The 18,983-nt window shown below is 64.6% G+C and carries 21 protein-coding genes and 1 pseudogene; 9 read left to right on the forward strand and 13 right to left on the reverse strand.

Annotation, left to right across the window (positions count from 1 at the left end):
- Positions 1-1,075 precede the first annotated feature (1,075 nt).
- The 5 genes from C5B99_RS17240 to C5B99_RS17260 all read right to left on the reverse strand — a co-directional run bounded on the left by C5B99_RS17240 (position 1,076) and on the right by C5B99_RS17260 (position 3,916).
- Positions 1,076-1,495 carry a single-stranded DNA-binding protein gene (locus C5B99_RS17240; protein WP_104244366.1) on the reverse strand — a complete coding sequence of 140 codons (420 nt, stop codon included), beginning with the start codon at positions 1,493-1,495 and terminating at the stop codon, positions 1,076-1,078.
- 35 nt (positions 1,496-1,530) lie between these two features.
- Positions 1,531-1,791 (reverse strand): hypothetical protein, encoded by a 261-nt coding sequence (locus tag C5B99_RS17245; protein WP_104244368.1) that lies wholly within the window; start codon positions 1,789-1,791, stop codon positions 1,531-1,533.
- Entirely contained in the window at positions 1,788-2,009 is a 222-nt protein-coding gene (locus C5B99_RS17250) for a hypothetical protein (RefSeq protein WP_104244370.1), read from the reverse strand. The genes C5B99_RS17245 and C5B99_RS17250 overlap by 4 nt, the downstream gene beginning before the upstream one ends.
- Positions 2,010-2,092: 83 nt before the next feature.
- Positions 2,093-2,491, reverse strand: coding sequence for a hypothetical protein (locus C5B99_RS17255; protein ID WP_146082040.1), 399 nt, complete (start codon positions 2,489-2,491; stop codon positions 2,093-2,095).
- Between the two features lie 387 nt (positions 2,492-2,878).
- Entirely contained in the window at positions 2,879-3,916 is a 1,038-nt protein-coding gene (locus C5B99_RS17260) for a DUF3560 domain-containing protein (RefSeq protein ID WP_258063537.1), read from the reverse strand.
- Positions 3,917-4,515: 599 nt separating this feature from the next.
- Here C5B99_RS17260 and C5B99_RS19785 point away from each other — a divergent pair.
- The 3 genes and pseudogenes from C5B99_RS19785 to C5B99_RS19840 all read left to right on the forward strand — a co-directional run.
- Entirely contained in the window at positions 4,516-4,830 is a 315-nt protein-coding gene (locus C5B99_RS19785) for a hypothetical protein (RefSeq protein WP_104244374.1), read from the forward strand.
- Between the two features lie 101 nt (positions 4,831-4,931).
- Positions 4,932-5,738, forward strand: coding sequence for an ATP-grasp fold amidoligase family protein (locus C5B99_RS17270; RefSeq protein ID WP_258063539.1), 807 nt, complete (start codon positions 4,932-4,934; stop codon positions 5,736-5,738).
- Between the two features lie 201 nt (positions 5,739-5,939).
- Positions 5,940-6,032: pseudogene (locus tag C5B99_RS19840) on the forward strand (hypothetical protein); the annotation flags it as partial.
- Positions 6,033-6,049: 17 nt separating this feature from the next.
- On the opposite strand, the gene C5B99_RS17275 reads toward C5B99_RS19840, so the two are convergent.
- The 3 genes from C5B99_RS17275 to C5B99_RS17285 form a co-directional block, all read right to left on the reverse strand.
- A complete protein-coding gene (locus tag C5B99_RS17275; protein WP_104244378.1) occupies positions 6,050-6,523 on the reverse strand; it encodes a hypothetical protein in 474 nt (157 codons plus the stop codon).
- A gap of 134 nt (positions 6,524-6,657) precedes the next feature.
- Positions 6,658-7,545 (reverse strand): SDR family oxidoreductase, encoded by an 888-nt coding sequence (locus C5B99_RS17280; protein ID WP_104244380.1) that lies wholly within the window; start codon positions 7,543-7,545, stop codon positions 6,658-6,660.
- A gap of 631 nt (positions 7,546-8,176) precedes the next feature.
- Positions 8,177-8,473, reverse strand: a complete 297-nt coding sequence (locus C5B99_RS17285) for a hypothetical protein (RefSeq protein WP_104244382.1) — start codon at positions 8,471-8,473, stop codon at positions 8,177-8,179.
- Positions 8,474-8,664: 191 nt separating this feature from the next.
- Between C5B99_RS17285 and C5B99_RS17290 the strand changes: the two genes are divergently transcribed.
- Together C5B99_RS17290 and C5B99_RS17295 are read left to right on the forward strand one after the other, a co-directional pair.
- Positions 8,665-9,756: an aromatic acid exporter family protein gene (locus tag C5B99_RS17290; RefSeq protein ID WP_104244384.1), complete on the forward strand. Its 1,092-nt coding sequence runs from the start codon at positions 8,665-8,667 to the stop codon at positions 9,754-9,756.
- 191 nt (positions 9,757-9,947) lie between these two features.
- A complete protein-coding gene (locus C5B99_RS17295) occupies positions 9,948-10,127 on the forward strand; it encodes a hypothetical protein (protein WP_104244386.1) in 180 nt (59 codons plus the stop codon).
- A gap of 91 nt (positions 10,128-10,218) precedes the next feature.
- Here C5B99_RS17295 and C5B99_RS17300 read toward each other — a convergent pair whose 3' ends face one another.
- The gene (locus tag C5B99_RS17300; protein ID WP_104244388.1) at positions 10,219-10,689 is read right to left on the reverse strand and encodes a CinA family protein; all 471 of its coding nucleotides are present in this window, start codon (positions 10,687-10,689) and stop codon (positions 10,219-10,221) included.
- Positions 10,690-11,103: 414 nt separating this feature from the next.
- On the opposite strand from C5B99_RS17300, the gene C5B99_RS17305 reads away from it, so the two are divergent.
- From C5B99_RS17305 to C5B99_RS17315, 3 genes are all read left to right on the forward strand, one after another.
- Positions 11,104-11,454 carry a transporter substrate-binding domain-containing protein gene (locus tag C5B99_RS17305; RefSeq protein WP_258063541.1) on the forward strand — a complete coding sequence of 117 codons (351 nt, stop codon included), beginning with the start codon at positions 11,104-11,106 and terminating at the stop codon, positions 11,452-11,454.
- The gene (locus C5B99_RS17310; RefSeq protein ID WP_104244392.1) at positions 11,451-12,431 is read left to right on the forward strand and encodes a cation diffusion facilitator family transporter; all 981 of its coding nucleotides are present in this window, start codon (positions 11,451-11,453) and stop codon (positions 12,429-12,431) included. The genes C5B99_RS17305 and C5B99_RS17310 overlap by 4 nt, the downstream gene beginning before the upstream one ends.
- A gap of 414 nt (positions 12,432-12,845) precedes the next feature.
- Positions 12,846-13,394, forward strand: a complete 549-nt coding sequence (locus C5B99_RS17315) for a hypothetical protein (RefSeq protein ID WP_146082041.1) — start codon at positions 12,846-12,848, stop codon at positions 13,392-13,394.
- Between the two features lie 278 nt (positions 13,395-13,672).
- On the opposite strand, the gene C5B99_RS17320 is transcribed toward C5B99_RS17315, so the two are convergent.
- A complete protein-coding gene (locus tag C5B99_RS17320) occupies positions 13,673-14,200 on the reverse strand; it encodes a GNAT family N-acetyltransferase (protein ID WP_104244396.1) in 528 nt (175 codons plus the stop codon).
- 1,262 nt (positions 14,201-15,462) lie between these two features.
- Here C5B99_RS17320 and C5B99_RS17325 point away from each other — a divergent pair.
- Positions 15,463-16,122 carry a ParA family protein gene (locus C5B99_RS17325; RefSeq protein ID WP_104244398.1) on the forward strand — a complete coding sequence of 220 codons (660 nt, stop codon included), beginning with the start codon at positions 15,463-15,465 and terminating at the stop codon, positions 16,120-16,122.
- A 535-nt stretch (positions 16,123-16,657) separates the two neighbouring features.
- Here the strand turns inward: C5B99_RS17325 and C5B99_RS17335 are convergent.
- The 3 genes from C5B99_RS17335 to C5B99_RS17345 all read right to left on the reverse strand — a co-directional run bounded on the left by C5B99_RS17335 (position 16,658) and on the right by C5B99_RS17345 (position 18,892).
- Positions 16,658-17,257 carry a recombinase family protein gene (locus C5B99_RS17335; RefSeq protein WP_104244402.1) on the reverse strand — a complete coding sequence of 200 codons (600 nt, stop codon included), beginning with the start codon at positions 17,255-17,257 and terminating at the stop codon, positions 16,658-16,660.
- 355 nt (positions 17,258-17,612) lie between these two features.
- Positions 17,613-18,341 carry an anti-sigma factor gene (locus C5B99_RS17340; protein ID WP_104244404.1) on the reverse strand — a complete coding sequence of 243 codons (729 nt, stop codon included), beginning with the start codon at positions 18,339-18,341 and terminating at the stop codon, positions 17,613-17,615.
- Positions 18,338-18,892 carry an RNA polymerase sigma factor gene (locus C5B99_RS17345; RefSeq protein WP_258063542.1) on the reverse strand — a complete coding sequence of 185 codons (555 nt, stop codon included), beginning with the start codon at positions 18,890-18,892 and terminating at the stop codon, positions 18,338-18,340. The genes C5B99_RS17340 and C5B99_RS17345 overlap by 4 nt, the downstream gene beginning before the upstream one ends.
- Positions 18,893-18,983: the final 91 nt, after the last annotated feature.

The raw sequence follows: 18,983 nt of genomic DNA on the forward strand, positions 1-18,983 counted from the left end.
GGAATGCTGGCCACGGCCCACCTCACTCAGCGGCACCGGTTGGGGAACCTCGTGCGGACCGTCGCATGCGGCACACGCGTCAGGGGACAAAGTGCGCGCGACGTCCAGCTCGGTGAGGTGTCCCGCGGTGGCTTCCGACAACGCACTCGTTGGAAGCCACCGCCATCCCCACCCCTGGGATGAAGTGCGCGGAGGAAGCTCCTCTGCAACACGGCAGACGACCTCCTGCCCGCTCAACATGACGACCGACCACCAATCGGGCGTGGACGTCGTCGCAGGCAATGAATCCCCTCGGCCCCGGGCGGAGGGGATTCATCTCAGAGGACCTGACCTCTGTCACCTGACCTCAGATGATGTCGAGGCCGAAAAGCAGCGTGGCCGCGATCTGCGCAGCGCGCAGACCTCGATCCCACCAGACTCCCTTCGGCTTCGAGAAGCGCTTGAAGAATGGCTTCTTCATGGGCTCCTCCTTCCCGCTCGCGATGACGCAGGAGGTGGCAGGCATGGTGAGCGACGCGCGATCACCAGGAGAGGCGCTGGTGAAATCACCAACACACGTACAACTGGAAGAACACGTGTCATGTCACGTAGAATCAGTGAAGTTGGATCACGGAAATATACGTTTCCACGCACGGCCACCAGGCCTCGCAGAGTCTGACCCCGGTGTTCCAGCACCGGGGTTTTTCTCGTTGAGGGAAGCCGCCCCTGCCTGATGACGGCTACTGCTCTAATCCTACTTGCTGCCCCAGACATACGCCCGAAAATGGCGCGTCGCCGGACGCGGAGAAGAACACCTACCCTTCCTACTATCGACAGGCCTGGAGGAAGTTTCCGCGGCCGCTCAGGGGGCTCTACGGGGCGGTCGAGCAAGGAAGTAGCGCCGTCGATCCGGCGGAAGTTTCTTCCTGAATATTCACCGCGAACTCACGCACCACGTACTCGTAGGTCTTGCACTGCGCACACATGAGGAGGCCGGGGGCGCGCGTGCAGACGTGCGATCTCGGCGGGGTGCGCGAGGGGTGCCCCCTCGCCCGAGCTGCCCGCAGCGAGGCCGGCGACTCGGACCGGGAGCTAGTCAGTCTGACTGCTCTTCCCATGCGCTGCTGGCCTCGGCGGCGAGGTCCGGCCCCTGGCGCGGTTTGCCCTTCGGGCGCTCGACGGTGACGTTCTGGCCGCGCAGGCTCACGGTCACGTTGTCGGCGTACACCTTTTGGCGAATTGCGCCGGTCTCGTCGGCTTCTTCGATGAGGCGGCCGGTGAACTCCAGGGCGACGTTCCCGCAGCGCGTCGCGAGGTCGACGACGGCGGCGGCGAGGTTCCCGGTCACGTGCACGTCGTAGACGATGCGGGGACCGGACTGCCACTCCCCCGTCGCCTTGTCCTTGAAGCGGCGCGAGCACGCGATGCTCGCGTACGTGTACTTGCCGCCGTCCTGGTCGCGAAACAGGGTCGGGGCCTTGGTGAGGTTCCCGGTGCGGGTGATCTGCGTGAACATGTGCCCTCCTCGGCGTCGTCGCGGTGTGTGTGTGGTTAGTGGAGTTCGTAGGTGATGCCGTCGATGCGGGCGAATCCGTCGCCTTCGTAGATGCCGCAGCTGTGGCCGTTCACCCCGTACTCGTACCAGTGCGCGTCGTCTTGTTCGACGCTACCGGCGTCGACGGGCCGCAGCTGCTGCACGCCGAGCTCCTGGAGCTCGTCAGGGCTCGAGCCCGTGTACGTGATGAGCGCGGCGCCCTCCTGGTGGATCTCGTAGACCCCGGAGCTGTCCTCGTTGCGGCCGACGAGCGTCATCGCGCACCTCCCGCGATCTCCGTCAGCGCGTGGTCGTCGACGTGGCCGTCTCGCACGAGCTCCAGCGCCTCGACGTACTCCCAGACGGTCGTGTGCTCGATGAACGGGCCGCAGGTTTCGTCCCATGCCTCGCCGTGCTCCAGCGCGGCCCAGCGGCTCGCGAGCTCGACGTCAGTGTCTGCGGTGAGTGTGGCAGTGGGGGTGATGAGTTCAAGCATGATTCGAGTCCTCTCGATGTGGCAATCTGTGGATGCTGCGAGGGCCGGTTTTCCAGAGCACGCGGCCCTCGCCGTCTCGCCGGTTAGGCGGGCTGGTGGTCGCGGTCGTAGCGGCCGAACCAGCGGAAGAAGTTCATGTCGAGGCGGTCACCGAAGCGGCGGATGCCGTCTGCGAGGTCGATCGTTTCCTCGGTCGCGGCGTCGTTGATGTCGGCCAGGCTGAGCGGCACGGTCTCCCATGCGCCGTAGCGGGCGAACCAGACGTCGATGCGGTCGAAGTCCTGCTCCACCTCGCCCACGCCTTCGCCGTTGATGACGGCGGCCGTGCCGTGGTCGACGACGATCAGCATTTGGGGGCGGGGGCCGTGGGTCAGTGCCTCGGGCACGAACCGCGGGTTGCGTGCGGCCTGGGCCGCGCGAGCGCGGTTCAGGAGGATGTCTGCGTCGAGCTTGATCGCGACGGCTCCTGTGGGACGTTCCATGATGTGGGTCTCCATCTCTCCATCGTTTTTTTGCCTGGGAGGCACGCAGTGTCGATCAGGACGTGGAGTGGAGCAGCAACCCGCAGGGCAGCGGGTGGAGAGAGTTTCGGACCGGAGTAAGCGAGCTTGCGAGCGCGGGTCGAAAGTCTCGGAGGAGCTGGCCCGCGCAGCGGGCTTGTGCTCCACGCAGCGTCCGTACAATCGCCGCAGGCTTCCAGGCAAAAGAACGAGCGCCGCAGGCGTGAGGAAGATGCTGGCCGCGCAGCGGCATCCCTCGCGACCGCAGGGAGCCGCTTGTTGGCCGGGGGTGCGCGAGGGTCCCCACTCGCGGCGGCCGCCACGCTGCCTGGGTGCGGCTGGGGTCTCCCCGCGCCGCACCCAGGGCGGCTACGCCACCTCGGCGGCTGCCGTCTTCGCTCGGGCCTCTTCGAGCTGCGCGGCCGTGCGGTGGTCTTGCACCTCGTGCCAGGGCGTCTTATGTGTCCAGCTGTACTCGGTTTCCACGGCGACCGTCTTGGCGTTGCAGCGGGCCACGATCCACCAGGTGCCGCGCACGAGCACGGCGTCCCCTTTCGTGACGTTGTGGCGGCCGTAGTCGGTCGCCTGCCCGCTCGCGATCTGTTCCGCGCGGATGCCTTCCCAGAACTCGATCTGGTCTCGGAGCTCCGCGAGGGGCTGTGCGAGGGCTTCCGCGCGGGCTGCTCGTTTCTCGGGCGTCGCGTCTTGGTAGCCGTGCTCGTAGGAGTAGGTCTGCTCCGTGATGCGGCGTTGCATGCGTCGCTCGTCGGCTTGCAGCTTCTCGATTCGGTTGGCGACCGTGACCGGGTTGTGGCGGGCTCCGTTGGCGCTGGCCGCGATCTTCGCGCGGCGTTCGGCTTCCTCGGCGGCGCGGTCGGCCTCGACGCTCTTGCCCAGGCTTGACCAGGCGCGGTCGTGGGCGCGGCGGTGGCGCGCCTCGGAGTGGTGCCCGATCTTGATGGGCTCCCCGCCCTCGGGCAGCCGGTTGTAGTCGGCCTGTCGGCGCAGCTCAGCCGCTGCGGCTTCGTTGGCCTTGCGGTCGGCTTTGGCGTCGAGCGCTGCGGCACGGTCGTTCGCGCGCTCCGTGCGGGCCGCGTCGACCTCGGCAGCGCTGCGCACGGTTTCGTCGAGCTCGGTGATGACCTCGAACCCTGCCGCCTCCAGCGCTGCCACGGTCGGGCGGATCACGTGGTGCTTGGGGCTGCGGTCCCGGCTCTGCGGCACATACCAGGCCCCGAGATTCCGGCTCCAGCGCCAGCGCTGGTCCTTCAGGACCGCGGCGCTGCCGTCGCCGCGGGCGGTGCCCTCGATCATCGTTCCGGCCTCATGGGTGTGGGTGATCGTGAGGACGCTGCGCGTCCGCTCCCCCATCTCGGCGGCCGTCTCGGTGGCTGTGGAACTGTTCATGATGACTCCTCATCTCTCCATCGTTTTTTTGCCTGGAAGGCACGCAGTGCCGATCAGGACGAGGAGTGGAGCAGCAACCCGCCAGGGCGGCGGGGGAGAGAATTTCGGCCCGAAATGAGGGAGCGAAGCGACCGCGGGTCGTAAATCTCGGCGGAGCTGGCCGCGCGCAGCGCGGCTTGTGCGCAATGGAGCGTCCGTACAATCGCCGCAGGCTTCCAGGCAAAAGAACGAACGCCGCAGGCGTGAGAAAGATGCTGGCCGCGCAGCGGCATCCTTCGCGACCTGAAGGAGAGCCTCTTGTGCTCGGGGGTGCGCGAGGGGCTGCGTCCCCCCTCGCGGCGGCCGCGAGGCCGCCGGCTGTACTCGGTCTCCACGGCGACGGTTTTTGCGTTGCAGCGGGAGACCTTCCACTAGGAGCCGCGCACGAGTGCCGCGTCTCCCCTGGTGACGTTGTGGCGACCGCGGGTTTGGTGCGCTATACCTGCCGGCACTTGCACCGCAAGGGCCCGGGCCTGCTGACGCTGGCGTGCGACGATCAAGGACCGGGGACACCGCACACCGTTGCCCGCCCTGCGCCACCGTCGAGATAAGAAGCCCTCATGTCCACACCACCACAGGCCTCCTTCACGCCGAAACGCAACGTGACCGGGGCGCTGCTGTTCGCGTTCATCCTCGTCATCCTCGGCGACGTGCTCGGCGCAGGCGTCTCCGCCCTCGTTGGACCCACCGCGGGCGAGGTGGGTGGTATCACCTGGCCGCCGCTCGCGATCATCTCCGGTGTCCCCCTCCTCACCCAACAGAGCGGCGACGTGTGGCTGCGCGGCGGCCTCCTCGTCACCGCCGGTGTCCTCATCTATGTAGCGCTGCGCACCGCCCGCGGCTCGCGCAAGCCGACTGCCGGAGTCCAGGAGTGAGGGCGCTGCGGCGACGAGCGAGGCGGTGGCGCGAACACAGCCGACTGGTTCGGCTCTGGCGGCTCGCGCGGACTGCGCGACCGGCGACCTTCACCGACAAGGTGAAATACAAGATGCTCCGCGACCGGCGACCGCTCCTGGTGACGTTTGCCGACAAGGCGGCGGTGCGCGACCATGTCGCGGAACGCGTCGGCGCGCACTACTTGCCCGCCGCCTACGCCATCGTCGATGACCCTTCCGACCTGGCCGACCTGGACCTGCCGGACGCGTACGTCGTGAAGCCCACCCACGGATCCGGTGCAGTGGTCGTTGTCTCCCCCGCAGCTCCCGCAGACGCCCGGCTACCTCGTCCGGAATGGGGGTGGGTGTACTCGCACGTGCGCCCCGAAACAGTCGACCGCGAGCAGCTCGTGCGGATTGGCGAGCAGTGGGTCGCGAAGCTCTACGGCCAGGGCCCGAACCGCGAATGGGTCTACGGGCACGTGCCACGCCGAGTCATCATCGAGGAGTGCCTCATCGGCCCCGATGGGGAGGTACCCGAGGACTTCAAGTTCTTCGTCTTCCACGGGCAGGTGCGGTACGTGCAGGTCGACGGCGGACGCTTCGGGAAGCGCACGCAGGACTTTTTCACCCCCGACTGGCAGCGCATCAGCATGTCCGGCGGGCTCCCCTGGCAGACTCCGACACCTGCAGCTCCCGCCCGCCTCGCGGAGATGCTCGACGTCGCCGCGGCGCTTGGCGCCGACACCGATTTCGTGCGCGTCGACCTGTACCACCTGCCGGATCGAGTGGTGTTCGGTGAGCTCACCAACTACCCTGCCGGTGGCCACAGCCCCTTCGAACCCGAATCCTGGAACGCCACATTCGGGGCCTGGTGGCATCCCCCGAAGCGGTACGCGCAGGAGTAGCCGGCATCGCTCAGCCCAGAGCACCCCGGAGTTCGTAGATCCCACGCATAAGAGTGCCAGCTAGCACCAGCACGCCACCACCGACGGGACGCTGCCCATCAGCTCTACGCGCTCGCATCGACGGACGTGGTTCTCAGTTCCGCGACCGCCGCGAGGCATGAACCGACCCTGATCAGGACACCTCCACCCCTCACTCAGAGAGTGCTCTGTGCCCGCAAGGGCACGACATGCGCGACCGCAGCAGGTAGACACTCGGTCTCGGTTCTGCTCGGGGCGTTCAACAACGAAGGGCAGCCGGTGTTGCCCGGGCGTCAGATGTGCAGACGACGACACACTGCGTGGCACCCGTCGAAGGACCGACCTCGGGTGTTCTGCAGAACCCGGATGGCCTGCGGCGACAACCGGCGGCGAACCGCCTCGCGCAGCAGGTCCTCCCCCGATGCCGGATATTCCACGTTCCAGAGCAGCTCGCGAAGCTCTGCGCGCAGCGGAGCATCGACGAACGACTCGCGAACGTCGATGACGCCAGGAACGCGGTCTGCGGCCGCTACCCCCGCGACCGTCTGAGGCTGGTGAGATTTCATGAGGACCTCCTCGTCCGTAGAGGACCAGCGTCTCGAAGGCACCTGAAAACCAGAAAGCCTTGAACTGACCAAGCGCACATGGTAAGCGCAGCGCCGGTAGGCCATGAATGCGATGTTCCCGATTGCTGCCCCGACGAGGCAGATCCAGAGCATGGCGAATTCGATGATCAGGATGACGCCTGCTAACTCAAAGATCGTCATGGCCCGGGGCGGCGGAGCTTTCGTCGACTGCTCCCGTGAAGAGAACTTTTCAGGCGGGTGGGTTCCCGAAGCTGAACCTCAGTCAGCGCCGGGACCGCTCGGGTACTCGTGCTGGGTGCCACTCTCAACCCGACTCAGAAGGCGGGGGTCCCTCCGGCGACCGTGATCGTCGCTCCACTCGTATAGCTCGACTCCGGACTCACGAGGTGCACGTAAGCCGCCGCAAGTTCCGCTGGCTGCCCAGGCCTGCCATACGGTGCTTCCTCACCGAAATGCGCCACTCGCTCCCCGTCCTGGGAGGCGGGCTGCAGCGGCGTCCACACGGGGCCCGGTGCAACGGAATTCACGCGGATGCCCTTCGACGCGAGCTGCTGCGCAAGTCCGGCGGTGAACACGCCGATCGCTGCCTTCGTGAGCGCGTAGTCCAGCTTGTCCGGGGACGGCTCAGCACCTTGGATCGACCCGGTCGTCACGATCGAGGACCCCGGCTCGAGGTGCGGCAGAGCAGCCTGGGTGAGCCAGAACAGGGAGTACACGTTCGTCTTCAGTGTCTGGTCGATGCTCGCGGTTGTCATCGTGGCGATGTCGCCGTGGCTCTCCTGGTGGCCCGCGACCATCACCAGCGTGTCCAGGCCGCCCAGTTCCTCGACCGCCCGATCGATGAGGGTCCGGCAGAACTGCTCGTCGCTGATGTCCCCGGGAATGAGCACGACCTTGCGCCCCTCGGCCTCGAGGAGATCCCGCACCTCTTCCGCGTCAGCTTGCTCGCTCGGCAGGTAGGTGATGACGAGGTCGGCACCCTCTCGGCTCAAGCCGATGGCCGCGGCGCGGCCGATTCCGGAGTCTCCACCGGTCACGACGCCGCGGAACCCCTTCAAACGCCCGAGCCCCACGTAGCTCTGCTCACCGTGGTCCGGTTTCGGAGTCATCTTCCGCGCGAGACCGGGGAGCGATTGCTCCTGCTCGGGGAACGGCGGGATCGGGTAGAGGTCGACAGGGTTCTTCTTGTCGTATTGGCTCATGATCTGGACCCTACGCACGCACCCTCCGATCCAGCGCAGTGCTTGACGAAGCGCGACGCCACGCTTATACGGCGAGGGTCGGCGCCGCGGCCTGTATCTGAGTGCGCCGTGCGGCGAAAGGTCAAGACTTGAGGCGATTTTGCGGTTGGGCGCGAGAATTGTTGGAAGAAAAAGCAGCAGCAGTGGCTACGGCCATGCTGGCCTCAGCGAACGCTCCAAGCGGACGGGCTCTCGACCCGTTCGGTTCCTGAGGATGGTGGAAAGGGTTGGTCTTGGGATTTCTTTACTACGGCAGCAGCGATCACTCCGTGGAAATCAACGATCGTGGGCTCGCCCATCTGAAGATTGCGATGATGAGTTTGCTTCGTGTCGGGCAGAGCTTCGCGTTCTCCCACCCGCGTCCTGTGTCGCGGGGTGGGGGTCGCGAGACGCTGTGGATATCGCCGTCGATCGAGCTGCGGTTCCGGTTTCTCGGCAGCCGCCCGCCGACCATCAACGCCGACTGGTTGCACGCGATCGTAGACACCGCTGACTCGCATACCGGAATGCGTCTCACCGCCGAACCGCAGACCGAGCGTGCTGCTGCCCACCTCAGCAGCCAACGCAGAACCACACCGAAGGGCGCGAAGTCTCAGTCGCTGAGCGGGCCGAGCCATTCGGGTGGATCCCAGCGTTCCAAGTCGTAGTAGGCAGTGTCTGTAGAAATAGCGTCGTCGTGCGCGGTGATCGGCTCCGGGGCAGCTTCGATACGGACCGGGGTCGCCGGCGTGATCAGTTCAACGCTGTCGGTGTGTGCAAGCTCGGTCACGTTCACGAAAGCACCCCCGGCCCGGACAGCATCGAGAATACGACCGCGCAACGCCGCGATTGCGGAGCGGGCCACGTAGTGCTCGTGCCCGTTGATATACACCACAAAGTTCATCTTCACCTGCCGTCGAAACTCTGAAACCAGCTAACTCAATCTCGAGCAGCGCAGACACCCCATTGACGTAAACGATGAGATCTGAGAAACCCAAGTCATCGATAATCCGCGTTCGGTCCCGATCAGAACACAGTGCCCTGTGGCAACGACCGTGGGTTGACAAACGCCGCACTGGGCCCGTCGGTAGAGTGCGGAGCATGGTTGGCTCGCTTCCCAATCGAACCGTTCGCGGCGTTCGAGCCGCGGTAGCCCCGTCCCGTCTGCTGCTTGCGGGCAAGACCGTGCTCGCGATCGGCATCTCCTGGGCGATCGCACCGCATATGCCCGGCGTTACGGACCAGTACCCCTACTACGCGCCGCTGGGTGCACTGGTAAGCATGTACCCGACGCTGATGGGTTCCGCCAAGACGGGGGTGCAAACCCTGCTGGGGCTCGCGGTCGGTATCGGTCTCGCCACATTGGTGCTGATCACGGTCGGACCGAACTGGTGGTCGATCCCCATCATCGTGGGGATCGGGACGCTGCTCTCCGGGACGGGATGGTTCGGAGCAGGTCGCGAGTACGTGCCGATGGCAGCGCTATTCGTCCTCATCATCGGCGGGCAGGACGCCGACTCATACTCGCTCGGGTACCTCGTCCAGATGGCCGTGGGAGTACTCGTCGGCCTACTCGTGAACGTCCTGATCGCGCCTCGACTTTCCAGCGCCGCGGCGAGCGCTCGCGTGGACGCCCTCGAAGCGCAACTCGCGACCCATCTCCGCACGATCGGCACCGCAGTCACGGCCCCGCAGCCGTTGCAGCACGAAGAATGGACACGCAGCATCGCAGCCCTGCAGCGCACCGTCGATGATGTTCGGCGAGAACTCGCGGACGCGGACGAGAGCCGCAAGGGCAATCCCCGTGCACTGCTGCATCGACACGATGCTCGCCGCGACCACGAGCGACTGCGCATCCTCGAGAGCCTCGCCTTCCACGTGCGAGACATCTCTGCCGTACTCGCCGACGCCGTCTGGGAACGCCCCGGCGCCTTGGCATTGTCACCAGGGCTCGAGGCGCCTCTCAATGAGGCCTGTGCGGCGGTTGCGGACGCGATCGAGCACGGCCGAGGCATAAAGGACGCAAGCGCTGCCGCACACCGTACGAGCGGTGTCGCTGCCAGGGCTGTCCGTCAGCTCGTGCAGACTGTCAATGAAGGAACAGCGTCGGAGGGCAGCAGCATGGGTCCGGGTGTCTTCACCGCGATGCATCTTCGGCGGATCCTCATGCAACTCCAGGAGCCGGCCTCCTGATCGTCGCTCGCATCCTCGGCGCTTGAATCCGTCCGAGTCGGGTGTTGAGCCCCTGGCGACGAACCGTTTCGTTGCCGACGCGACGCGGATACGTGAGGGCCTGACGCTCCGCACCGCACAGTTGCCCCGCACGATCCAGCGCAGCTCGCGAGCGATGCGTGGCCGCCCACTGGTAAAAAAGGAACGCTCGAATGGACAATGACCAGGAAACACCCGCAGAGCGGCGCGCGATGCAACGGCGACGGCGACTCAGCGCCCGCTACTGGGATGCCTACGCACGCCGCACCATGCCAGTGTGGGTGCTGTTCATCGGCGGCGCCCTGATCGTCGCCGGCATCGGGGCGGTCGCCGCGGCCCTCGCGTTGCGATGACCGACGGCCACGGTCGGGGCGGGCAGCGTCGTCCGAACAGGACGGCACAATATGGTCTCCGCACCCAGGCCGCGGCCCGACTCACAGGTCGTTAGTCGCGGAGCAGGGCCTCGAGCTGCTGCAGTGCCGCGTGGACCGTCTGGCTCAGAATGCCGTCGGGGTCACCATCGAAATCGCAGCGCATGCTCCCCACGGCTCCGTCGACACTCCAGCCGAGGTACACCGTTCCCGCCGGCTCCCCTTCCTCGGGGCCTGGACCACCTGCACCGGTCGTGGAGATCGCCACGTCGGCTGCGAACAATTGCGCCGCGCCGATGGCGAGCTCTTCCGCACAGCGTGCTGTGATGACCGGTCCTGGTGTCACGCCGAGCACACGTTGCTTCACTTCCGCTTGATACGCCACGACCCCGCCGCGAAGCCAGGTTTTCGTGTCCGACCCACGCCCCAGGGTTGAGACCAGCCGTCCGCACGTGAGCGACTCAGCTACGGCCAACGAGCGGCCGTCCGCCTCCAGTAGGCCTGCGATGAGCTCGACAAGGTCCAGATCGTCGTGTTTCCTCATGCGAACACGCTAGAGCAGCAGAATCCAGCGCACCTACGGCTTGACGTGGACCCACGGGAGTCGGCAGCAGGAACCGAAACACCCACGGACCGACCTTCGCTCGCGACCCGCGCACGAGCACCCGTTGCCTCGAGGGTCCGCTTCCCAGCTTTGCGGCAAGCCATCGACGCGCTCATCAGCTGATCCTCAAACCTCAGCGGAGATCTCCTGACGCCCAGTCTGCCCCTGCAGGGCCGGAACCTGGCTACCGGGCGCGGGGAGTCCTATGCTCGGGGCATGGTGCAGACGGTGAGGTCGCTGTTGCGGACCTGGACTCTTCTGGCGTTGAGCACTGTCCTTCTCGCCGGGTGTTCCATCAGTGTGCCGAGCGACCCTGACGGCACACTCGATCGGGTTCGTGGGAGTGAGCTGCGTGTGGGCATCTCCCACAATCCGCCCCATACCGGTATCGAGGCGGGTGAGGAGCCAAGCGGTGTCGAGGCGGACCTGGTGCGCGGGTTCGCGGATCATCTCGACGCGACCATCGTCTGGACCCCAGGATCGGAAGCAGCACTCGTCCAAGGACTGAAAGACGGGAACCTCGATCTCGCGATCGCCGGGTTCCGCGATGATTCCCCCTACGCAGAGGAAGCGGGAGCCACTGACACGTACCTGGAGACGCTGGCCCCTGACGGTTCGACGGTGCACCACGTCATGTTCGTCCCCACTGGTGAGAACGCCTTCTTGACCGAGCTCGAGATCTATCTCGCTGAGGCCACGCGATGACGCACCTCCCGGATGAACACCTCGAGGCGAGACGCAAGGCCATTCGGCTCGAGTGGATCACGATCGCCTTCCTCGCGGTGACGGTGACCCTGGTCTATCTCGTGCTCGGGAACTCGCAGGCGATGAAAGCCGCCTGGCTTGAGGATCTGCTCTCCTTCATCCCGCCCATCGCCTTCCTGATCGCTGTGCGTGTCAGTCGACGGGCCGCGACGATCAGTCACCCGTACGGCTATCACCGCGCCGTGGCAGTCGGTCACCTCGTGTCCGGGATCGCGCTGACCTCGATGGCGGTGTTCCTCATCGTCGATTCCGGGAGCGGTCTGCTCCTCGCCGAGCATCCGACGATCGGCACGATCGAGGTCTTCGGGCAGCGCGTGTGGCTGGGGTGGCTCATGATCGCCGTCATGCTGCTCATCGCCTGGCCACCGGTGATCATCGGACACAAGAAGATCAAGCTCGCCGCTAAGCTGCACGACAAGGTGCTCTACGCCGACGCGGACATGAACAAGGCGGACTGGCAGACCGCGGTCGGCTCCGCAGTCGGCGTGGCCGGCATCGGGCTCGGGCTGTGGTGGCTCGACTCGGTGGCCGCTCTTTTCATCTCGGGGAGCATCATGTGGGACGGTGTGCGCAACCTGCGTATCGCCGTGCTCGACCTCATGGACGAGCAGGCGCGCACCTACGACGGGAAACGTCCCCACCCGCTCGGCGCGGAACTCAACACGCTCGTCGCGGCCCACGACTGGGTCGAGCGAACCGGGTGCCGCCTGCGGGATCAGGGCCATGAGCTGCACGCGGAGGTCTTCGTCGTTCCCCGTGCCCCGGCCGATGCTGGCCTGATCGAATGCGCGCAGCTCACCGAAGCGTGCCTGCGTCTCGACTGGAAGCTGCGCGATGTCGTTGTGGTCCTGGTCGCGGAGCTTCCGCCCTACGCACACCGCTTGCTGTCCCCGCACGACCACGCGAACGAAGACTGACGCCGCGCGGTGGCATGCTTTTCCGGATGATTGCCACCAGGCAATGCGGTCGGCAGTTTCAAGTGGCGGTCGCAACACCGGGCTGGACTGATGCTGTCGAGTAGCTCGGTGCGCACTTCGACGGGCGTGCGGTAGCCGGGACGCTTACGTGGACGTCGGTTGAGTTCTCCTGCCGCGTCCTCGAGGATCCCAGGCTCGTGAAAACCCAGGCCCGGGCCTTCGGGGAACTACTGGCGCAGCAGAACCGCGACCGCGCAGAGCCCGCGTGTGGCGCCCGCGGAGCCGCTCAACGACGTAGCGGCGACTGACTGACATCACCCTGGTGCGGATGAGAGTGAGACATCCGTCAAGCCAAAGAACACGCGGCGGCAGTTCACGTTGATGCCCCCAGGGGACGTGCGCGAGACTGCTCTTGTGTTGGTCTTCGATCTGCTCTACCCCACCCCGGACAGTGGTGAAGATGACTTCGTAGAGCTCGCTCGCCGGTCTGTGCCGCCGGCGCAGGTGCGACCGACCTACTTCCCTTGGCCCACCGATGTGGAGGACCTCGCGACTTTGGGGACTGCGGACCGCTACGACGCTGTTCGCCGTCTCGGGAGTGAAGAACACCTCCGTGCGGTGCTCCCACCGTTGATGGGAGCTGAGACCCGTCCGAACGTGTCGATGTTCGGGGTGACGAGCGCGAGTTTCATGCAAGGGCGAGACGGTGCAGCGGATCAGCTCCGAACGCTTGCGGAAATCACCGGCGTTCCTGTAACGAGCACCACCGTCGCCTTCCAAAGGGCGCTGGTACACCTCGGGATCTCTCGGGTATCCCTGGCATCGATCTACCACCCGATTGGCTCGGACCATTTTGTGGACCGGCTTCGAGATGCCGAGGTGCGCGCCGTGGGCCGAGTCGACGTGGATGCGGGATCCCGCCTTAGCGTTCTGAGCAATCAAGGCGACAACTCGACTCGATGACTCGGTGAGCGCCCAAACAAACGAACGAAGGGCCTGAAAACCGATCACCAAAATTCTGCCCGGACCATCGTCGTGACGCGGAAACCCTTCCCTGGCACAAGATATCCGGGGCCGCACCTGTCTCACCACCGCGGCGTCTCAGGACAACAGGGGTCGTGAAGAATTTCGTCCATAGTTGCGGAGCCGGTGATCTTCACGATGGAGACCGTCACGCAGCAGACCTCACGTTCAACGCCAGTGGCGATAGGCCGAAGGCGGTGGCGGCGGGAGTCCGCCAGTCATCGCGTGGAGAAAGCTTCGAGGGGGCGAGCCCATCGCTGGCCGACGACGTCTCGTTCGAATCGTGGGTCGATCTCTTGAGAGAGCAGGGAGAAGCCGGCGCTCTGGAGGAAGCCAGCGGCGGCAGTGAACTCACGGGCGCTCCAGACCTCTACGTGTGTTGCCTTTCGTGTCTGGGCGAAGTCCACACCAGTGTCGACGAGCGCCCGGCCGATGCCGAGGCGCTGCGCGTCGGGTGTGACGATCAGCAGCCGCAGGAGTGCGGCTTCTCCTTCCTCTCCGGGCATGCAGAAGATGCATCCCACGCGTCTTCCGTTGAGCTCGGCGATCCATGCTCCTTCACGCTCGCGTTCCTCGACGGAGGCGTAGCCCTCGATGGCGTGCGCGACAAGACGTTCGTAGGTACGGCTGTCCTCGAAGGAGTCCGAGAAGATCTTGTGAGTGAGCAGCACCCAGGCGAGGTCCCCGGGCTGGTCGAGCTGGCGGATCGTGTACTGGGGCGTGGACGGTGCTTCGGGAGAGGTCATGACAGCCTCCGTCGAGAGAGAAGAAGTGGACTGACTCCGGTCAGTGCGTACACTCCCACGGTAACGCCACCGGGTGGTAGGGCCGTAAGAAGAACACTTGATCGAGCAGAGGGAGCCACCGCAGGTGCCTGCATACCTGTTGTGGATGTGTCCGTCGACGGTGGAGGGCAGACCTAGTGGTCGAATGAGACCACAAGGACTGCATCAGAAAGCATTAGGTTTTCGAGATGGAATCAGACCGTTTTGGTCGAGATCACCAGTCCGCAAATGAGGCGCCGCCAGCAGCCCCTGCCGGGCCGACGCCTGGCCAGTCACCGAACTCGGGCGACCACGACACTGCCCCTCCCCCGTGACCTCTTGAGCAGGGCGCAGGAGTGTCTTAACTCTGTAACTCTGTAGTTATGCGAGTCTTAGCCAGGGCGAGACGCCCAGACCCTACCTAGCTGGCCGATCTTTGCTCGATCGGCGGTCGGGACTGCGGTGATCCTGACATTAGCGTCAGAGCTCCTGTACGGCCCTTCGGGTGGCGCATGGACACGGGCAGCACCCCACCCCCCGCCCGCCTTCAGGTAGCTCATGCCGAGTTTGCAACTCAGTAACTTACGGACTTACAGAGTTTAGACGACCCACACCCTCGCGACTCGCCCCTCCAGAGCCACAAGGACAGTCAATTTCGACGGGCCTATCGCAGCACTGTGCAGGCACACGCTATTGCATTTTTACAGAGTTACAGACTTCCGGACTTCCGGACTTCCGGACTTCCGGAGTTCCGGAGTTCCGGAGTATCAGGCGTGCGCTCGTGCAGACCGACTTCGCAGCAAGAACACAACTTACAGAGTTCGGAAGTTACAAAGTTTCTGCCTGCACGCTAATGAACGACACAGCCAAGCGTAGGCACGGAGTTCCGAAGTTACAGACTTAAGGAGGGACGTCGTTGCTGCCGCCGGTGTCTGCAGAAGCCCGTTTGGAGTGTTCCCAAAAGTCAGGGGCCCGCCAACTACGTTGGTAGGCATCTTCAGGTGCGAGGTGCGCAATCCAAGGATTCCTGCAGTCCGATCGCCCGCGCCTGAGCTCCCTAGGATCGACGGCTCAGCGAGCATCTCTCCCTGCGACCCTGCTGGTCGCTGGGCGTAGCGTGCGTCAGCTCGCGGCGCTGGCGAGGTCAGTGGAAGAACATACAGACTCTGTAAGTTCGGGACTTGCAGAGTCAACACGCCGACAGGGTGCAACGTTAGATCTCACTAGTGAGCTTGAATCAGCACATGCGCATTGTGAGCCTTGTGGGGCAAAAGGGTGGGGTTGGCAAGACGACGACCACCATGAACCTCGCCGCAGTCATGTCGAAGCACTCGAGAGTGCTTGTCGTCGACGTGGATCCGCAGCGATCAACGACATGGTGGGCGGAGAACGCGGGGGAGGGGCTTCCCTTCGATTTCGCGGCCGACGTTGACCCTTCCAATCTCGCGCGCCTGCGTGAGCTGTCTTACGACACGATTTTTGTCGACACCCCCGGCAGTCTTGAGGACACGCGAGTCTTGTCAGCAGTGCTCGATGTGTCCGACTTTGTGATTTTGCCGCTCAACCCTGAGCCGCTGAACACCCCGGCCATGATCCGAACCATCAAGCAACACATCGCCCCGAGAGGACTCGACTTCCGCGTACTGCTAAGCAAGATCGATAGACGACGAGCTGGTCAGCTCGAAGATTGGGAGGCGCTCGTAGACGAAGGACTTAAGCTCCCGCGCTTCAGGCAGCACGTTCGACACTACGCGGCACATGCTGATGCTCCGCTTGAGGGCAAGGTAGTTACGCAGTATCCCGATACGCGCCAGAACGCCAACGCCATCTTCGACTACACCCACGTGGCCCTCGAGCTCATGGCGATCTGGGCAAACCAGCCGATGAAGCAGGGGGCCGCCTGATGGCTCGAGCTAACCTGTCAGCGATGCTGGGACGGCTCGAGGATGGTCCGAGCCCTGAGTCCGCAGACGTTAAGACTCCTGTTGCCACGGCACCGAGCCCGGCAACGGCTCGCGCAGTTTCTCCCGATCCGCCGGTTGCGCCCGCAGTTACGGGAGGGGCGAACAGATCCGCGCCCACGCCGGGCGCGGTTCCGAAGTACCTTCGTCTCGAGCGCAAGGAAACACGTCTACGTGCTGATCAGTACGCTGCCCTGACCGAGAATGCCAGGAGGCTTAACAAGGCAAAAGGGGTGGGCGGTGAGCGGATCACTGAGAACACCCTCATCAGGATCGCTGTCGACCTCCTTCTCGATCGCGCTGGTGATCTGGCCGGGTTGGACGAGCGTGAACTCTTCAAGTCTGTAAGTTCGTGAGTTTGTAAGTGGTTAGGTGCTGTCCACAGACCCGACGTCCCGACTCGCACAACGATCCTCTGAATTGGAATTTGGTCGTTGAAGACGTCTGAGGCAGTAGGCGTCAGCAGAAGGGCCCCTTCTCAAACCGTGTCAGCTTGCGCGCGCGCTGTGTGTTCTTTCTGGTGTCGGTAGAGCGTTGCGCGGCTCCACCCAACGAGACGAGCAGCCTCCTCCGCCGTCCGACCGCGCTTGCGTGCATCGGCAACGACTTGAAGCTTCTCTGCGACCTGGACGGGGTCGGAGAGTGGCCGTCCAAACTTTGTCCCGTTCTGACGAGCCGCGGCGATCCCAGCATTCACGCGCTCGACGATGAGCTCGCGCTCGTACTCAGCAAGAGTGGCCAGCATGTTCAGCATGAGACGGCCCGTAGACGTCGCCGGATCGATACCGTCGGAGACGGAGCGCACGTTGACGCCTCGCTCCCGCAAGAGGTTGACGGTGTTGAGGACGTCGATGAGCGAGCGCCCCAGTCGATCGACGCGCCATACGACGACGGTGTCGCCGGCCTCTGCATGATCGAGCAACCGCTTCATGCCAGGACGCTCTATCGCGGTGCGGCTCCCGGACGTTACGTCGGCGAAAACGTCGCGCTTCTGCACCCCGACGTTGACCAGTGCGTCGAGCTGGAGCTGTGCATCCTGAGTTGCGGTGCTGACGCGGGTATAGCCGAGGAGTCTCACTCGGACAGTTTGCCTCAGAAACCCCGTGGCTCGCGCAGGTTGAGACGACTCATGATGAGGCGAGTTTTCGAGACAAGCTAGGTCCCGGGCTTGCGGGGGAGTGGGCGCACCACGAACAAGCCACAGTCGTGCCTCGGAAACCTAATGTTTTCTGAGGCATTTTAACGAGCCCTAGGCACAGCGGCTCCATGTCCTGAGCTCCGTCCACATACGGGTGGCGAGCGGCACCGCCCCTCATGCGTACTTGGCGTGCTTGCCCGCAGAATCGGGTGATTCGCCACGCAGAGCAGCGGAGCGGAGCGGATCACCCAAATCTGCCAGCTGCTAAGGCGTCGTAAACCTCCTGGCCAGTGCGCTAATTGGCTCCGTCTTGCCCAGTCTCGTGAGTGGCGAGGCCCTCGCATCCGGCTTGGGTCCAGTCGTATTCACCGGTTTGGCCGTATTCACCCCACAGGGCGACGTAGTACGGGTCACCGACCTCGTAGGTGTTCGGGTTTACGTCCCCGCGGTCGTCGGGGTGGGTCTGCCATGGGAGCTGGAATCGGTAGTCGAAGCCCTGCTCGTCCATGCACTTCGCGACGATGAACCCCTGTTCGACGGCCAATTGCTGCTCGGCGAGGGTCATCCCTCGAGCACCTTCTTCGTAGACGATCTCATTACGGTCAGAGTTGATGTCCCAGTAACGAACCCCGTAGGCGTCGGTTTCGTATGTGGGCTGCGGTGCCTCTGTGACAGCCGTCGTCTCTGTGGGTGTTGCTTGCTCGGTTGCGGCGAGCGGAGATTCAGTGGGGGACGCGCCCACGACAGGGGCGGGGCCTTCGACATTGAGTGTTGCCACAAAGATGAGCGCGGCGACCGCTGCACTGGTGGCGGTGAGAATCCCAATCGTTAGCGCTCGGCGCAGGGGCGTCTGTCCCCGTCGCCTGCGTATGGCTGTGATTGGCCGCTTCTCTTCGTCGAAGGTGCTCGCGAGGATGCTTGCCTTCGAGTCCTCGGAGCGCGCTCGCTGGTCGTCGGTCAATGAAGTGAAGGGGGCTGCATCCAGGTCACGCAGCTGGTTCAGATATTCGTCGTTGACGTTCATGCCTGGTGCTCCGTTTGTCTCGTGGTGGTAGATGGTGTCGGTGAGTCCAGGTACTGCCGGAGGGCAGCGCGAGCTCGGTGAAGACGTATGCGATAGCTCTGCGCACTGATGCCGAGCACTGTTCCCGCCAGCGAGGAGGGCAGCTGCTCCCAGATCGCGAGCGAGAGGACCTCTTGGTGGGCTGGCTCTAGCCGTTGCCAGGCAGTCGCAAGGTCGAGTCGCGCATCGGCAAGGCGCGACTCATCGTTTGATGGGCGATTCAGCTCGACGTCAGAGACCCGGGCTCCTAGCTCCTCCCGCCGACCGAGCTCGCGCCACTCTCGGAGTAGGCAGTTGCGGGCGGTTCCGAACAACCACGCGCGAGCCTCGTCCCGGTAGGTGGGCACATCGTCGAAGCGACGCCAAGCAGTGAGGAAGACCTCGTGGGCGACATCTTCGCCGTTGTCGTTGTTCGTGCGGCGCGTGATGAATCGCAGCACGTCTAGGTAGGCGTCGTCGTACAGCGCAGAGAAGCGCTGTGCGCGATCGGTCTCGATTTTGTTCGGGCTCACATCTACTACATGCCCAGAACTTGCCCGCTGTTACAAATCCGTCTGGATTCACCTGTCCCACCGATCGACATCCATCGTCGCTGCAGCAAAA

It is taken from the genome of Pseudoclavibacter sp. Z016, assembly GCF_002931215.1.
Taxonomy (GTDB): domain Bacteria; phylum Actinomycetota; class Actinomycetes; order Actinomycetales; family Microbacteriaceae; genus Pseudoclavibacter.

Bases quoted from the DNA above. Each gene is read 5' to 3' on its own strand.
- C5B99_RS17240 (WP_104244366.1), bottom strand. From the start codon at position 1,495: ATGTTCACGCAGATCACCCGCACCGGGAACCTCACCAAGGCCCCGACC.
- C5B99_RS17245 (WP_104244368.1), bottom strand. From the start codon at position 1,791: ATGACGCTCGTCGGCCGCAACGAGGACAGCTCCGGGGTCTACGAGATC.
- C5B99_RS17250 (WP_104244370.1), bottom strand. From the start codon at position 2,009: ATGCTTGAACTCATCACCCCCACTGCCACACTCACCGCAGACACTGAC.
- C5B99_RS17255 (WP_146082040.1), bottom strand. From the start codon at position 2,491: ATGGAACGTCCCACAGGAGCCGTCGCGATCAAGCTCGACGCAGACATC.
- C5B99_RS17260 (WP_258063537.1), bottom strand. From the start codon at position 3,916: ATGAACAGTTCCACAGCCACCGAGACGGCCGCCGAGATGGGGGAGCGG.
- C5B99_RS19785 (WP_104244374.1), top strand. From the start codon at position 4,516: ATGTCCACACCACCACAGGCCTCCTTCACGCCGAAACGCAACGTGACC.
- C5B99_RS17275 (WP_104244378.1), bottom strand. From the start codon at position 6,523: ATGACGATCTTTGAGTTAGCAGGCGTCATCCTGATCATCGAATTCGCC.
- C5B99_RS17280 (WP_104244380.1), bottom strand. From the start codon at position 7,545: ATGAGCCAATACGACAAGAAGAACCCTGTCGACCTCTACCCGATCCCG.
- C5B99_RS17290 (WP_104244384.1), top strand. From the start codon at position 8,665: ATGGTTGGCTCGCTTCCCAATCGAACCGTTCGCGGCGTTCGAGCCGCG.
- C5B99_RS17295 (WP_104244386.1), top strand. From the start codon at position 9,948: ATGGACAATGACCAGGAAACACCCGCAGAGCGGCGCGCGATGCAACGG.
- C5B99_RS17300 (WP_104244388.1), bottom strand. From the start codon at position 10,689: ATGAGGAAACACGACGATCTGGACCTTGTCGAGCTCATCGCAGGCCTA.
- C5B99_RS17310 (WP_104244392.1), top strand. From the start codon at position 11,451: ATGACGCACCTCCCGGATGAACACCTCGAGGCGAGACGCAAGGCCATT.
- C5B99_RS17320 (WP_104244396.1), bottom strand. From the start codon at position 14,200: ATGACCTCTCCCGAAGCACCGTCCACGCCCCAGTACACGATCCGCCAG.
- C5B99_RS17325 (WP_104244398.1), top strand. From the start codon at position 15,463: ATGCGCATTGTGAGCCTTGTGGGGCAAAAGGGTGGGGTTGGCAAGACG.
- C5B99_RS17340 (WP_104244404.1), bottom strand. From the start codon at position 18,341: ATGAACGTCAACGACGAATATCTGAACCAGCTGCGTGACCTGGATGCA.